The 14,666-nt window shown below is 71.2% G+C and carries 15 protein-coding genes; 9 read left to right on the forward strand and 6 right to left on the reverse strand.

Going from position 1 to position 14,666, the window contains the following annotated elements; all coding sequences use genetic code 11:
- Positions 1-56: 56 nt before the first annotated feature.
- Genes VMS22_03725 through VMS22_03740 form a run of 4 tightly spaced genes read left to right on the forward strand, consistent with a single transcriptional unit; the run spans position 57 to position 4,780 of the window.
- A complete protein-coding gene (locus VMS22_03725) occupies positions 57-899 on the forward strand; it encodes an alpha/beta hydrolase (GenBank protein HXJ33125.1) in 843 nt (280 codons plus the stop codon).
- Positions 899-2,146, forward strand: coding sequence for an aminotransferase class III-fold pyridoxal phosphate-dependent enzyme (locus tag VMS22_03730; protein ID HXJ33126.1), 1,248 nt, complete (start codon positions 899-901; stop codon positions 2,144-2,146). Before VMS22_03725 ends, VMS22_03730 begins: the two co-directional genes overlap by 1 nt.
- A 7-nt stretch (positions 2,147-2,153) precedes the next feature.
- Positions 2,154-3,836, forward strand: coding sequence for an AAA family ATPase (locus tag VMS22_03735; protein HXJ33127.1), 1,683 nt, complete (start codon positions 2,154-2,156; stop codon positions 3,834-3,836).
- A complete protein-coding gene (locus VMS22_03740) occupies positions 3,833-4,780 on the forward strand; it encodes a hypothetical protein (protein HXJ33128.1) in 948 nt (315 codons plus the stop codon). The genes VMS22_03735 and VMS22_03740 overlap by 4 nt, the downstream gene beginning before the upstream one ends.
- A gap of 3 nt (positions 4,781-4,783) precedes the next feature.
- Here the strand turns inward: VMS22_03740 and VMS22_03745 are convergent, their stop codons facing one another.
- From VMS22_03745 to VMS22_03755, 3 genes are read right to left on the reverse strand one after another with little or no spacing between them, the layout of a single operon-like run.
- The gene (locus VMS22_03745; GenBank protein ID HXJ33129.1) at positions 4,784-5,230 is read right to left on the reverse strand and encodes a VOC family protein; all 447 of its coding nucleotides are present in this window, start codon (positions 5,228-5,230) and stop codon (positions 4,784-4,786) included.
- A gap of 5 nt (positions 5,231-5,235) precedes the next feature.
- Positions 5,236-6,006, reverse strand: coding sequence for an SDR family oxidoreductase (locus VMS22_03750; GenBank protein ID HXJ33130.1), 771 nt, complete (start codon positions 6,004-6,006; stop codon positions 5,236-5,238).
- A gap of 32 nt (positions 6,007-6,038) precedes the next feature.
- Positions 6,039-6,929, reverse strand: a complete 891-nt coding sequence (locus VMS22_03755) for an alpha/beta hydrolase (protein HXJ33131.1) — start codon at positions 6,927-6,929, stop codon at positions 6,039-6,041.
- Between the two features lie 371 nt (positions 6,930-7,300).
- Here VMS22_03755 and VMS22_03760 point away from each other — a divergent pair, with 371 nt between their 5' ends.
- Together VMS22_03760 and VMS22_03765 are read left to right on the forward strand one after the other, a co-directional pair.
- Positions 7,301-8,236: a DUF5996 family protein gene (locus VMS22_03760; protein HXJ33132.1), complete on the forward strand. Its 936-nt coding sequence runs from the start codon at positions 7,301-7,303 to the stop codon at positions 8,234-8,236.
- Positions 8,233-8,862 carry a TMEM175 family protein gene (locus VMS22_03765; GenBank protein ID HXJ33133.1) on the forward strand — a complete coding sequence of 210 codons (630 nt, stop codon included), beginning with the start codon at positions 8,233-8,235 and terminating at the stop codon, positions 8,860-8,862. Before VMS22_03760 ends, VMS22_03765 begins: the two co-directional genes overlap by 4 nt.
- A gap of 32 nt (positions 8,863-8,894) precedes the next feature.
- Here the strand turns inward: VMS22_03765 and VMS22_03770 are convergent, their stop codons facing one another.
- The gene (locus VMS22_03770) at positions 8,895-9,665 is read right to left on the reverse strand and encodes a hypothetical protein (protein HXJ33134.1); all 771 of its coding nucleotides are present in this window, start codon (positions 9,663-9,665) and stop codon (positions 8,895-8,897) included.
- Between VMS22_03770 and VMS22_03775 the strand changes: the two genes are divergently transcribed.
- The 3 genes from VMS22_03775 to VMS22_03785 all read left to right on the forward strand — a co-directional run bounded on the left by VMS22_03775 (position 9,664) and on the right by VMS22_03785 (position 12,849).
- Positions 9,664-10,230, forward strand: coding sequence for a DUF488 domain-containing protein (locus VMS22_03775; GenBank protein ID HXJ33135.1), 567 nt, complete (start codon positions 9,664-9,666; stop codon positions 10,228-10,230). The genes VMS22_03770 and VMS22_03775 overlap by 2 nt on opposite strands.
- 41 nt (positions 10,231-10,271) lie before the next feature.
- Positions 10,272-11,219, forward strand: coding sequence for a DHHA1 domain-containing protein (locus VMS22_03780; GenBank protein ID HXJ33136.1), 948 nt, complete (start codon positions 10,272-10,274; stop codon positions 11,217-11,219).
- A gap of 475 nt (positions 11,220-11,694) precedes the next feature.
- The gene (locus VMS22_03785) at positions 11,695-12,849 is read left to right on the forward strand and encodes a D-alanine--D-alanine ligase family protein (GenBank protein ID HXJ33137.1); all 1,155 of its coding nucleotides are present in this window, start codon (positions 11,695-11,697) and stop codon (positions 12,847-12,849) included.
- On the opposite strand, the gene VMS22_03790 is transcribed toward VMS22_03785, so the two are convergent.
- Together VMS22_03790 and VMS22_03795 are read right to left on the reverse strand one after the other, a co-directional pair.
- The gene (locus VMS22_03790; protein HXJ33138.1) at positions 12,812-13,990 is read right to left on the reverse strand and encodes an SPOR domain-containing protein; all 1,179 of its coding nucleotides are present in this window, start codon (positions 13,988-13,990) and stop codon (positions 12,812-12,814) included. The genes VMS22_03785 and VMS22_03790 overlap by 38 nt on opposite strands.
- An 87-nt stretch (positions 13,991-14,077) precedes the next feature.
- Positions 14,078-14,665, reverse strand: a complete 588-nt coding sequence (locus VMS22_03795) for a histidine phosphatase family protein (GenBank protein ID HXJ33139.1) — start codon at positions 14,663-14,665, stop codon at positions 14,078-14,080.
- Between the last annotated feature and the right edge of the window lies 1 nt (position 14,666).

The following is a 14,666-nucleotide window of genomic DNA, read 5'->3' on the forward strand; positions in this document are numbered from 1 at the left end:
TAACGGCCGACCCTGCGATGTTCCAGCATTGGGGGCCCTATGGTAGTCCCGCGCACATGTTTCCGCGTCAGGTCCCCTTCATCCCGGTGCGCTCGGCCACCCACGAGCTCACGACCGACGTCGTCTACGCCGAGGTCGCCGGTGTTCCGCTGCGTTACGACCACTACCGGCCGCTCGGGGTTGCGGGGCCGCGGCCGGTCGTCGTGGTCGTGCACGGCGGGGGATGGACGGGGGGCGACCCGAGTCAGGCCGGCGGCAACGCCCTTCATTTCGCGCGGCGCGGGATCGCGACCGTGTCGATCTCCTACCGATTGGCCCCGGCGCATCGCTTCCCGGCCCCGCTCGACGACGTCCGGCGCGGGCTGCGCCACGTGAGGGCGCACGCGGCGGAGTTCGGCATCGACCCCGACCGGATGGTCCTGCTCGGTCTCTCGGCCGGCGCACACCTGGTGATGATGGCGCACGTCGCGCGCGAGCTGCGGCCGCTCGATCCGGATCTGCCCGCCGAGCTCGCCAGCGTGCCGGAAGACGTGCGCGGCGTCATCGCGCACTACGGCCCCTACGACCTCGCGCGCCGCAGGCCGATCGAGGGATGGGATCCGATCGCGGACCTGCTGGGCCCGCGTGTCGCCGATCCCGAATGGGTGCGCCTGGCGTCGCCCGTGCAACACGCCGCAGCGGCCAGCGCGCCCGTGTTCCTGGTCCACGGCACCGCCGACACGGTCGTCTCGCATCGCGAATCCGTCCGCATGCACGAGGCGCTCGAGCAGGCCGGACGGACGAGCGAGCTCCTGATCCTCGAGGACGCACCGCACGCCTTCCAGGTCGACTGGCGCGGCGAAGCGAATCAGCGCGCGAACGCCGCCATGGACGCGTTCCTCGACCGGGTGCTCGCCTGATGGGAGCGGAGGCGGGTCGCTACCGCGAGACGCAGGCGCTGTTCGCGCGCGCCGAGCGCGTCGTGCCGGGCGGCATCTACGGCCATCAGTCGCCCCTCACGCTCGTTCCCGGCGCCTATCCGTACTTCTTCGCGCGCGGCGCGGGGGCCCGGCTGTGGGACGTCGACGGCAACGAGTATCTGGACCTCATGTGCGGCTACGGACCGATCGTGCTCGGGCACAACCACCCCAAGGTGGACGAGGCGGCGAGCCACGAGGCCGCGAACGGCCGTTGCTACAACGGCCCCGGCCGTCCGTTCGTCGAGCTCGCGGAGCGGCTGGTCGGCCTCACCCCGTGGGCCGCGTGGACGGTGTTCGCGAAGAACGGCTCCGACGTGTGCACGTGGGCCACAGAGGTGGCGCGCGAGGCGACCGGCAAGCGCAAGATCCTGGCCGCCAAGGGCGCGTACCACGGCGCGCACGCCTGGTGCACGCCGCTGCCCGGCGGCACGACGTCCGAGGACCGCGCGCACGTGGAGTCGTATCGCTACAACGACCTCGCGAGCGTCGACCACGCGCTCGGCGTGGCCGCGGGCGACGTCGCCGGCATCATCGTGAGCCCGTTTCGTCACGATGCCTTCCACGACCAGGAGATGCCGGCGCCGGGTTTTCTCGCCGGGCTCCGCGACCGGTGCGACACGCTCGGCGCAGTGCTGATCCTCGACGACGTCCGGGCCGGCTTCCGGCTCTCGCTCGCCGGATCGGGCGCCGCCTTCGGCGTCGAGCCCGACCTCACGTGCTACTGCAAGGCGCTGGGCAACGGGTATCCCATTTCGGCAGCGCTCGGGCGGGAGCACCTGCGGCAGGCCGCGACGCGCGTCTTCTTCACGGGCTCGTATTGGACGGGTCCGGTCGAGATGGCGGCCGCCCTCGCCTGCATCGACGAGCTGGAGGCGAGCGACGCCATCGCGCGGATGAAGCGTGCGGGCACGCGCCTGCGCGACGGCGTGGTGGCACAGGGCAAGGCGTACGGGCTCGAGGTCAACTGGACCGGTCCACCCGCGCTGCCGTTCATGACGTTTCTCGCCGACGAGGGCGGCTTCGCGCGCAGTCGCCTCTTCGCCGCCGCCTGCGTCGTGCGCGGCGTCTATCTGCACCCGTACCACAACTGGTTCGTCTGCGCCGCGCTCGGCGACCCGGACGTGGAGCGCATCCTCGACGTGACCGACGCCGCGTTCGCGGAGGTCGCGCGGTCGCCGGAACCCTAGAGACGACATGTACGAGACGTTCTTCGGTCTCGGCGACGCGCCGTTCCGGCTGACGCCCGACCCGCGCTACCTCTTCCTGTCGAAGAAGCACGAGGACGCCCTCGCGCACCTTCGCCTCGGCCTCACCGAGAGCGGCTTCGTCTGCATCACCGGCGACGTCGGCACCGGGAAGACGACGCTCCTGCGTCACTTCCTCGCGAACCTCGGGCCCGACGTCTCGACCGCGTACGTCTTCAATCCGTCCCTGTCGGCGCTCGAGCTGCTGCAGACGATCAACGCCGAGTTCGGCCTGCCCGCGTCGAACACGAGCAAGAAGGCCCTCACCGACCTGCTGAACGCGCATCTGCTCAAGCTGCGCCAGGAAGCCCGGCGCGCCGTCGTCATCATCGACGAGGCCCAGGCCCTCGACATCGACGTGCTGGAGCAGCTCCGGCTGCTCTCGAATCTCGAGACGCCGACCGAGAAGCTCCTGCGCATCATCCTGGTCGGGCAGCCACAGCTCCGCGGCCTGCTGCAGCATCCCGAGCTGGTGCAGTTGAACCAGCGCATCACGCTGCGCTGGCACATCGGCCCCCTCTCGGCGGCGGAGACCAGCGCCTACGTGCGCCATCGCCTCTCGGTGGCGAGCCACGCCAAGGCGCGCGATCTCTTCACCCGCCGCGCGCTGGCACTCGTCCATCGCTACTCGGGCGGCGTGCCGCGTCTCACCAACATGCTCGCGCATCGCGCACTGCTCGCCGCGTTCGCCGCCGAGCGCCAGCGCGTCACGGCGCGCGACGTGCGCAAGGCGTACCGCGAGGTGTCGACGGTGCCGCTGCCGGGGGCGCGGCGTCGCTCGTGGCTCGTCCCGGCGATCGTGACCGCGACCGCCGCCGGAGCGCTCATCGCCATCGGCGCCCGCCGGCTCGCGCCGCCGCCCGAGTCGCCGGCCCCGACCGTGACCGCGCCGAGCACGGGTCCGCTGCTCGCGAACATCACCGCAGACACGCCCCAGCCTGGCGAGAACCTGGCGGCGATGACGACGACGTCGACCACGGTGCCGGCGCCCTCGCCCGAGCAGCGGCTCACGGCCATGGACGGCGCCGCGACCCTCCACGGCGCGCTCGGCGCCATCGCGCGCGCCTGGCAGAAGCCCGGACCGGCCGACGACGACCGGCAGGAAGCCGACCTCGCGCGCTTCGCCGAACGGCGCGGCCTCGAGGACCTGGCGATCACCGGCAACCTCGCCATGCTGCGCCTCATCGACGTGCCCGCCGTGCTCGAGCTTCGCTTCCCCGGCGCTCCGGACCCGCGCTGGGCGGCGCTGGTCGCGCTCGAGCCCGACCGTGCCACGCTCGCCGTGGACGGCGAGCCGGTGGTCGTCGAGCCTGCCTTCCTCGAGCGCTACTGGTACGGCCGCGCCCACGTGTTCTCGCCCGACTTCGAAGGGCTGGGGCCGGGTGCGATCGCGGTCGACGCGCGCGGCGCCCGCGTCATCCGGCTCCAGGCCCTGCTCGGGCGTACCGGCCTCTACGACGGCGGCGAGACGGGTTTGTTCGGCCCGACGACGCGCACGGCGGTCACGGCCTTCCAGCGCTCGCGGTACATCGAGCCCGACGGACAGGTCGGGAAGCTGACGCGCATGGTGCTCTACGCCGCCGTCGGCGGCTACCACCGCCCGACGCTCGTCGGCGGCGGGAGCACTTCGTGAGCTCGATCCTCGACGCGCTCGAGAAGCTCGAGGCGACGGGCGGGCCGCAGCCGCCCGGTGGCGGCGGAGGCGGCGACCCCGGGCGCCGGCCGCCGTGGCTGATCGCCGTCCTCGTCGTCGCGGCGATCGCTGCAGGCGCCGGCACGACGATGCTCATCCGCAGCCGGGCGGCGGCACCTCCCCAGCCGGAAGCGGTCGTCGCAGCCGTGGCCTCGACGACGATGCCCGTACCGACGACGATGGCGGCGCCGACGACCGTCGCGCCTCCGACGACGATCGCGCCCCCCACGACGGTCGCGGTGCCGACGACGCTCGCGGAGACGACCACGCTCGCGGTGACGACGACGCTCGCCGTCACGACCACGGTCGCCGCGGCGACGACGACGCTCGTGGCCACCACGACGACCGTCGTCTCGACCACGGAGCCGGCGGCGACGACGACCAGCAGCACGTCGCCGGCAGCGCAGGCGCCGCCGCCCACGACGGCCCCGGTCGCCGCGGCGCCTCCCGCGCCCGCGCCAGCTCCTCCCGTGCCCGCGCCGACCGGCGACGCGCACGACCGTCCGTTTGCCGCAACGCAGGAGGCGGCGCCCGGAGCGACGCCGACGACGACCGTGCCCGCCACCGTCGCGCGTCCGGCGCCCACCACGCCCACGACGCTCGCGGCGGCGCCCCCGCCTCCCGCACCCGCTCCGCCGCCCGCCGAGCCGCCCCCTCCGGTGCGCACGCGGCCGCCCACCGGTGCGCCGCGCCTGCGCGTCAGCTTCCTCGTCTACTCGACGACGCCCGCGCGCCGCACCGTCGCGCTCACGATCGGCGACGCGGGGCTGACGACGCTGCGCGAGGGCGAGGAGGCCCAGGGCATCCAGGTGATCCGCATCCACCCCGACCGCGTCGAGCTGAAATGGCAGGGGGAGCCGTTCACGCTCGAGATTCGCGGCTGAGCGCTACTGCTCCGCGTTCCAGTCGAACATCCGCTGCCGTCGCGCCTCGCGGAAGTTCGTGATCTCGAGGCGCACACCGTCGGGGTCGGTGAAGAAGGTGGCGTAGTAGTCGGCGGCGTACTCAGGATAGTAGCGCGGCGGCGTCGCGCCGACGCCTTCGTTCCCGAGCTCCCGCGCCGCCCGATCGACGGCGACCTGATCGTGGACGCGGAAGCAGAAGTGGTGCAGCCCCGGCGCGTAGGGATCGTGGTCGGGCGTGCCGGGGCGCGCGGGACGCAGCGAGAAGCCGAACTGCCGGTTGTAGTAGTGGACGTGGGGGTCGCCGCCGATGGGCGCGCGCACCTTCCGATAGCCGAGCACGCGCATGACGCGATCGTAGAAGGCCTCGGAGCGCGCGAGGTCGCGCACCGTGACGTAGACGTGATCGATGCCGATGACCTCGACCGGCATGCGCGCTACCCGTGCCGCGTCGAGATGCCGCCGTCGACGGGGATGACGGCGCCGGTCACGTACGCGCCGGCCTTCGAGGCGAGGTAGATCGCGACGCCCGCCATGTCGGCGGGCTCGCCGATGCGGCCCATGGGACAGCCGCCGACGATGACGTCGCGGAAGCGCTCGAGCGTCTCGTGCATCATCTTGCTCTCGAACGGGCCGGGTGCGACGGCGTTCACGGTGATGTTCGGCGCGAAGCGGTGCGCGAGGACGCGCGTCAGGTGGTGCACCGCGGCCTTGCTCGACGAGTAGGCGTAGGTCTCGAGCATCGGCGCCTGCAGGCCGTCGATGGACCCGATGTTGATGACGCGCGCGGGATCGCCGGGACGTGCACCCTTCTCGAGCAGCGGCAGGCACGCGCGCGTCAAGTGGAAGACGCCTTTCACGTTGAGGGCGAAGACCTTGTCGAAGGCGGTGTCCGGGTACTCCGAAAGGGGCGCGCCCCAGTTGGCACCGGCGTTGTTCACGAGCACGTGGAGCGCCGGCTCGCGCTCGGCGAGCGCGGCCGCGAGCCCGCGACAGCCTGCCTCGGTGCCGCAATCGGCGGGCAGGGAGACGCACATGCCCTTCTTCGAGAGGTCGGCCGCCGCCTGGTTGCACACGTCGGCCTTGCGCGCCGAGATGTAGACCCTGGCGCCGGCGTCGACGAAGCCCTCGGCGATCATGAGGCCGATGCCGCGCGAGCCGCCGGTCACCAGCACGACTTTGTCGCGAACGTCGAAGAGATTCTGCATCGGCAGGTGATCGCACCGCGGCGGCTCGTGGGTCAAGCCGAGGTTTCGAGGGTACCGGAGCGCCCCGATGACGCGAACTCCTCGATCGCGCGGGCCACCTCTTCCGGGTACTCCTCGTAGAAGAAGAGCTTCGCGGCCGGCACCGAGCGGAACCCGGCCACGTTCGGAAACTGCGGGACCATCGCGCGCGCGGGCCCTTCGGGGAACGTCGGGTCGTCCGCGCCCCAGACGAAGAGCACCGGCATCGTGAGGCGGCGATGGAGCTGCGCGAACTCGTCGAGCCGCGTGAACTTCATCTGCCGCAGGAACGTCATCGTGCCGGCGATCCGCGCGTCGGACGCGACCAGCGGCGCGATGTGCCGCGCGTGGAAGTCGCCCGCGATGCGCCCGAGGTCGTGGAAGCAGCCGCCGAAGCCGAGCGGCGAGCGCAGGAAGAGCGAGGACTTCATCAGCTGGCGGACGACGGCGCCGAACCCGGGCACGTGCGCCGTCACCTGGTACATCGGGATCCACGGCGGCCGATGACCGGGGATCTCGGTGTTGGTGAGAACGAGGCGCGACACCCGCGAGTCGATGAGAGCCAGCTCGCGCGCGATCCAGCCCCCCGTGTCGTTGCCGACGAGCGCGTACGACGGGACGCCCAGCTCCGACAGGACGCGCTGGAACGCCCGCGCCTGCCCCGGCGAGCCGTAGTCGTCCTCGGAGGTGCTGCGCGACTCGCCGAGCCCGATGAGGTCGAGCGTGTAGCACGTGAAGCGTGGGCGAAGGTGCGCGATCACGCCGTCCCAGGTGTGTCCCGAAAGGGGAAACCCGTGCAGGAGGACGATCGCGGGGCCCTGGCCGTCGCGGCGCCACTTCACGGACGCCTCGCCGGCTCGCACGATGCCTTCGCTCGGTGCGTTCTCCATCGCCGTGGAGCACATGCCCCCGGCACGACGGTGTCGCAACTGCGGGCGCCGCCGTGCCGTCAGAACGTCACGCGTGCCAGGACTCCGCTGGCGGAGGTGGACGACGGGTCGAACTGCGTACCGACGAGGAACATGTCCGGGCCGATCGCTGACCTGACACGTCGCGAGATCCGCGAACGACGTCCCGCCGGACCCGCTGGCCGTCCAGACGGGCGATCCGCGGTGCAGCGATCGATGGCGCGGGCGTCGCCGCGAGGGAGAGCGCGAGCGCGACGAGGGCTCGGGACGGGGTCCGATGTGGCATGGGAGGTATCTCCTCCCACGGGGCTACGCGCGAGGCGCGGGGATGGATGACGGTGCGAGCGGCCTCGTGCTAGACGGCTCCGATGAGCCCTGGCGTCTCCGAGGCATGGCCGGCGCTTCCGCTCGAGGCGTGGAGCGACACCTACGCCACGCTCCACATGTGGTCGCAGATCGCCGGCAAGGTCCGCCTCGTGCAGAGCCCGTGGCTGAACCACTCCTGGCACGTGACGCTCTACGTGACCGCGCGGGGGCTGACCACGTCGCCCATCCCGCACGGCGTACGCGCGTTCCAGATCGACTTCGACTTCATCGACCACCACGTCGCCGTCCGCGTGAGCGACGGCGGGACGGCGCGGGTGCCGCTCGAGCCGCAGTCGGTGGCGTCGTTCTACCGCCGCCTGATGGACGCGTTGGATGGGCTCGGCCTGCACGTCGACATCCGCACGCGGCCGAACGAGGTGCCCGACCCGGTCCCGTTCGATCGCAACGAGGCCCAGCGCGCCTACGATCGGGAGTACGCGAACCGGTTCTGGCACGCGCTCGTCCAGGCCGATCGCGTCTTCAAGATCTTCCGCGCGCGCTTCATCGGGAAGTGCAGCCCCGTGCACTTCTTCTGGGGCGCGCCGGATCTGGCGGTCACGCGATTCTCGGGACGGCGCGCGCCGGAGCACCCCGGCGGCGTGCCCAATCTACCGGACTGGGTGACGCGCGAAGCGTACTCGCACGAGGTGAGCAGCTGCGGCTTCTGGGCCGGCGGCGGTGCGGTGCCGCACGCCGCGTTCTACTCCTATGCATACCCGGAGCCGCCGGGATTCGCGCAGGCCAAGGTCCGGCCGGGCGCGGCGTTCTACAGCACCGATCTGCGTGAGTTCCTCCTGCCCTACGACGCCGTTCGCGAGGCCGAGGCGCCGGACCAGACGCTGCTCGACTTCCTGCAGTCCACGTACGAGGCCGCGGCGATCGCAGCCAAGTGGGATCGCGCCGCTCTCGAGCGCGCGGCCGAGCCGCACCGGCCGTGAGCAGATCGTACAACCAGGTTGCCGGCACGAGCCTCGAGCGCATCGCGGCCCTGAGCGACGGGCTCTTCGCCATCGCCATGACGCTGATCGTGCTCGAGATCCACGTCCCGGTGCGCGAGAGCCTCCACACCGAGGGTGAGCTCTGGTGGGCGCTGGTCGCGCTCGGCCCGCGCATGGTGACCTATCTCATGAGCTTCCTCACCCTCGGCATCTTCTGGGTCGGGCAGCAGACGCAACTGAACCACTTCCGGCACGCGAACCGCCACCTCACCTGGATCCACCTGGCGTTCCTGGCCCTGGTCGCCTTGATGCCCTTTTCGACCGAGCTGCTGGCGGAGTTCATCACCTTCCGCACGGCGCTCCTGGTCTACTGGCTGAACGTCGTGTTCCTCGGCGTCGTGCTCTACGCGTCGTGGCGGTACGCGCGCGGGGCCGCGCTCTTGAGGCCGGAGACGACGGACGAGATCTCCGACGCCGTCGTGCGCCGCATCGCCGTCGCCCAGAGCCTCTATGCCGTCGGCGCGGCACTCTGCGTCCTCGGCACCGGGTGGAGCATCGCGTTCATCGTCCTCGTGCAGCTCAACTACGCGATCGCACCGCGCTTTCTGTCCGACGCCCTCGGTTAGTCGACCGACCCGAGACGTAGTCCTGGGTCGGCCTACTCGACCGGCACGACGAACCCTTCGCTCTCCTCGGTCTCGACGTCCTCGATGGAAACGCGCGCCTCCCGGTACGTGCCAGGGGGGTAGACGAGGAACCCCACGGCCGACTGCTGGGCGGCGATCGGCTTCGGTCCGAAGAGCTCGGCGCGGAGCTTGCTCCCGGCGGCGTTGCCCGCGATCGCAGCGTCGAGGGCGCCGCCCGCCAGGGGCTGGCGCGACGTTCCGTCGGCGTCGACCAGCGAGAGGCGTGGCGCATCCAGACGCACCTTGCGGTCGGTGTTGTTGCGGACGGTCACCCGGACGGGAACGGCTCCGCCGACGGTCGCGACGTCACCCAGGTCGAGCTTCGCCTTGAAGGTGCCGATCTGCTCGACGAGCACCTGCAGACCGACGCTCTTCCACGGCGTCTCGACGTCGGGTCGCTGGACGAGCGTCTTGAAGCTGTAGCCGAAGGCCCGGCTGAACTCGAAGTCGCCGGGAAGGAGGCCTTCCTCGACCGGCTGCAGGTCGGCGCCCTGCGCCGTGCACCGGATCACGACGCGGCCGGACCGTGCCTTGCCGTCGGGACCGACCTTCGTCCCGGAGACCATACCGGAGCTGTTCGGCGTCGCTTGCACGAGACCGGTCACGGTGTAGCCCATGGCCTCGAAGGTCTTGTTGGCCACGCGGGTCGCTCGATCGCAGTCGAGACCCGGCCGGTCGATGGCGTACTGCGTCGGCGCCGGGCAGGCGGAGAGCAGAAGCGCGAGCGCCAGGAGACACCGCATGGTCGCCCTCTGCTACATTGACGGCGTCGTGACCGTCTACACCCTCGGGCACTCGACGCTTTCCATCGAGGCGTTCGTGGCGCTGCTGCACGAGCACCGCATCCGCGGGCTGGTCGACATCCGCCGCTTTCCCGCCTCGCGCCGGCACCCGCACTTCAGCCGCGAAGCCCTCGAAGCCGCGCTCGGGCGCGAGCGCGTGCGCTACGATTGGATCGAAGCGTTGGGTGGGCGGCGGCCGTCGCGCCCCGACTCGCCCCACGTGGCGTGGGAGGTGGAGGCCTTCCGGGGCTACGCCGACCACATGGAGACGCCGGAGTTCGCGAGCGGCATCGCGACCTTACTGCGGATCGCCGGCGAGCGGCCGACGACCGTGATGTGCGCCGAGGCGGTGCCGTGGCGCTGCCATCGCCGGCTCCTGGGCGACGCGCTCGTCGTCCGTGGGGTCGAAGTCGTGAACGTCGGGCCGGGCATGCGCGAGCCGCATCGGCTGACGCCGTTCGCGCGTGTCGATGGCAAACGGCTCGTCTACGATCGCGGCCGGCAGGGACGCCTTCCGGGAACCTGATCCGCCTGGCTCCGCTCATCCCCTTCGGCCATAATCCGTCGATGCGTCCGCAGGTTCTGGTGGTGAGCCACGGCCCTCATTGCCTCGACGGCGTCACCGCCGCGGCCGCGGTCGCGCGCTACTTCGACGACGCGGCCGAGGTCACCGCCACCTTCGCGTCGAACAGCGAGATCGATCGCGTGCTCCAGGGGTTGCGTCCGGCGGCGAGCCGCGACACCGAGCTCTGGATCACCGACATCTCGTGGCGCGAGGCGGCGACGGACGCCCACTTGCGGAGTCTCGTCGCCGACGGCGTCCGCATCTACTGGATCGATCATCACCGCACCGCGCTCGAGCGCGTCCGCGCGGGCAAGGTCGACGTTCCCTTCGCGGGTACGGTGCTGTCCGAGGACTTCGCGGCGTCGCGCCTCGTCTTCGACTACCTGCAGGCGCGTGCCGCACGGGAGGGACGACCGCATGTGCGCCTCGCGTCCTTCCGCCCCACCGTCGCGATGGCCGACGACAACGACCGCTGGTTGCACGAGATTCCCGGATCGCGCGAGCTCGGATGGGTCGTGCGCGCGCTCGGCCCCGACGCCTATCCGGATTTTCTCACGCTCGATGAGCGAGTTACGTACACGCCGCGCATGGCGGCGGCGCGCGACCGCGTCGGTGCGGAGATCGCCCGCAGCTTCGAGGTCGCCGAGCGCAGCCGTGTCGAGCGCCGCGTCGGCGACACGACGCTCGTCACTGCAATATGCAACGGCCACCCGAGCGAGATCGCCGACGCGTGGGGGAAGAAGCTTTCGCGAGCCGTGTTCGCGCTCTACGACGCGCAGAGCCTCGCGGTGAGTCTTCGCCGCTCGCCCGACTGCACGGTCGACCTCTCCAAGGTGGCCCAGGCGCTCGGCGGCGGCGGGCACGCGGCCGCCGCAGGCTGCGAGCTCCCCGATCTGCGAACCGGTTTCGCCGCGCTCGTCGCAGAGGTCGTCTCGAAGGCGCTCAAGTAGCGATTCGAACGGCGAAATTCCGCCCTGGGGATCGGGGCAGGAGTCGAGGTGGAAGCCCGAGAGCGATGCCCCGCAGACCGACTCCCCGCGCGAGGAGCCCCACCCCAAAACTCACCATCTCTCGGGCCTCCACCGCCACGCCTCGCGTTTCCACATCCTGTGGAGACGCACCCCAACCCAGCCTCCGCACTCGTCTGCACCGGCCCGGCGTGACCATGAGCTCGCACGCGTACCGCGAACGCTACGACGTTGGTCGCAGGAACTCGTGCGCGAACGACGACTCGACGGGAACGACGGAGAGGAGCAAACCGTGTGCGGTGAAGCGAGCCGGCTCTTAACGCAAACTCGTCAGTGCTGTCAAGTAGAAAAGATATCCCACGCGCCAAAAACGCGCGTTTCCGTTGCGGAAAAATTTTTTCGTGACGCGACGAGCACGTGGACTTGTAATCGACGTGACTCGATGTAACAAGCGAACATGTCGGAGCGCGTGCGGGTCGGCGTCCTCTACGGCGGACGCTCCGGCGAGCACGAGGTCTCGCTTCGCTCCGCTGCGACGGTGATTGCCGCGCTCGACACGTCGCGCTTCGAGATCGTGCCCATCGCGATCGGCAAGGACGGTCGCTGGCGCACGGGCATCGACAGCCTGCGACTTCTGGACGAAGCGCAGCGCGACTTGCATCCGCTTCCCGAACACGGCGTCGAGGTGACGATCGCACCCGAGCCGACGCGGCGGGCACTCGTGCCGCTCGGTGGCGGCGGGCCGATCGTGCTCGACGTGATCTTCCCCGTGCTACACGGCACGTACGGCGAGGACGGAACCATCCAGGGCCTCCTCGATCTCGCGGATCTGCCGTACGTCGGCTCCGGCGTCCTGGCGTCGGCCGTCGGCATGGACAAGCCCCTCATGAAGGCGGTGCTGCGCGACGCCGGGCTGCCGGTGTGCCGTTGGATCGTGGCGCGACCGCGCGAGGAATCGCCCGACGACATTGCGGCGCGCGTGCACGCCGAGATCGGCTTCCCGTGCTTCGTGAAGCCGGCCAACCTGGGATCGTCGGTCGGCATCGTGAAGGTGAAGGCGGCGGGCGCACTCGCCGCCGCCGTCGCGGAGGCGGGCTCGTACGACGTCAAGATCATCGTCGAAGCCGGCGTCGACGCGCGCGAGCTCGAGTGCGCGGTCATGGGAAACGAGTCACCCGAGGCGTCGGGGATCGGCGAGATCGTACCGTCGCACGAGTTCTACGACTACGCCGACAAGTACGTCGACGGCGGCGCGCAGGTGCTGATACCGGCGCCGATCCCCGCCGAGGTCGCGGAGGAGGCGCGCGCGCTCGCGATCCGCACGTTCCGGGCCGTCGACGCCGCCGGTCTCGGGCGCGTCGACTTCTTCCTCGAACGCCGCACGAACCGCCTCTACGTCAACGAGATCAACACCATGCCGGGGTTCACGCGGAGCAGCCTCTATCCCCGGCTGTGGGAGGCCGCCGGGCGGCCGATCGGCGCCGTGGTGGAGCGGCTCGTCGACCTCGCCATCGCTCGCCACGCTGCCCGGGCGTCGCGCCGGCTCTCGTTCGCGCCCCCGACCGGTGCGCCGGCTAACGCCGCGCGACGATCGTCGGGCGGTAGCCTTTGACCCGTAGCCCCTTGGCGAGACGGTCGGCGCTCTCGCGGCGCGGGAAGTCGCCCATCACGAGCGCCTGACCCACGACGCGTCCGCGGAAGCCGCTTCGCGCGAGCCGATTGCGCGTCGTCTCGGCCTCCCGCCGCGTCTTGTATGGCCCCAGCCGCACGACGTAGCGGGTCGAGCCGAGCTCGGACGACACGTCGGCCGTCGCTTCGGGCGCGCGGGTGCGCGATTTCGGGATGCTCGCCACGCGGACGCCGCTCTTGCCGTCGCGAGTGGCGAGATCCTCGTCGCCCTCGGTGGTGACGCCACGGCCTCGCGAGCGGGATGCCGACGCCATGATCGTCGGCGAGCCCTCCATCGGCTCGCCGAACCCGAACGCGAACAGGCGTCGAGCATCGCCCCAGAGATCGCTCGAGCCGAGGAGGGCGATCACGATCTCGCGCCCTCCGGAGGTGGCCGCCCCGACGAAGCAGCGGCCCGCCGCCCGCGTGTAGCCCGTCTTGCCGATGACCGGGTACGTGTAGCCGGTGAGGAGACGGTTGTGGGAATGGAGCGTCACCGTCTGCACCCGCTTCGACTGGAGCGGCACCTTGATCCGAGGCGTCTCCAGAATCTCACGGAACTCGCGGACATGGAGCCCGTAGCGGAAGATCTTGGCGAGGTCGCGCGCGGTCGAGACGTGCCCATCGGCGGTCAGGCCGTGAGGATTCACGAAGTGGGAGCCCTGGGCGCCGATCGCGTGCGCCTTCGCGTTCATGCGGGTCGCGAAGGCCGACTCCGATCCCGCGAGCCCTTCGGCGACGACGGTGGCGGCGTCGTTCGCCGAGTTCAGCAGGACGGCGTACAGCAGGTCGCCCAGGGCCATGCGATCGCCCGGTCGCAGGCCAATCTTCGAGGGCGCCGTCTCCGACGCATCGACGCTCACCGCGAAGTAATCGTCGAGCCGTCCACTCTCGAGGGCGATGATCGCGGTCAGGACCTTCGTCGTGCTCGCGGGCGGCAGCGGCCAGTCGGCACCACGCTCCCACAGCGTCTCGCCCGACGCGGCGTCGACCACGATCGACGCGCGCGCCGTGACGTTCGGGTCCGCAGCGTGGGCGCGCGGCGCGAACGCCGCGGCCGCGGCGCCGAGCACCAGCACAGCCACCCTACCCCACATCCACCACCTCCGGACCCGGACTCGACCCGTACCCCCAGACACTTAGCGCATTATTGCCTGCGGTGCGACGAAGGCTCAACCCGTGACGTCGTCCTCCGCGGCCTCGGAGGTGCCGTGATACGAGCCCTCCCGGTGCTCGACCACGACCACGCCGGCGTTGCGGACGACCCGCCCGGCAGGTGGCCAGGCACCCGTCACGTGCCAGTAGGCGGCCATCATGGCGGCCCCGTGGCTCACGACGACGATCTCGCCCGCCGGGTCTTCCCGGCTGAGGCGATCGAGCACGGCGCCGACCCGGGCGGCCACCTCGACCAGAGTCTCGCCGCCTTCGGGACGCCACAGCCAGTACCGTGCGGCATCGAAGTCCGGGCGGGGGGTCGTGTAGGGCAAGCCGGCGAGGCGCCCGTAGTCCCGCTCGCGCAGGTCCTCTTCGACGACCGCGGCGAGCCCGAGTCGAGCGGCGAGGATGGCCGCGGTCTCGCGGGCGCGGGCGTACGGGCTGGTCACGATCCGCCGTGGCTCGTAGCGGCTGCCGATCCAGCCGGCGGTCGTGCCCGCCTGCTCGCGACCCCGCTCGGTGAGGCCGACCGCCGGCGTCGCCGTGAACACGCGATCCCGGTTGCCCTCGCTTTCGGCGTGGCGCACGAGGAGCAGGCGACCCACG

Source organism: Candidatus Eisenbacteria bacterium, assembly GCA_035577985.1.
GTDB lineage: Bacteria > Desulfobacterota > Binatia > DP-6 > DP-6 > DATJZY01.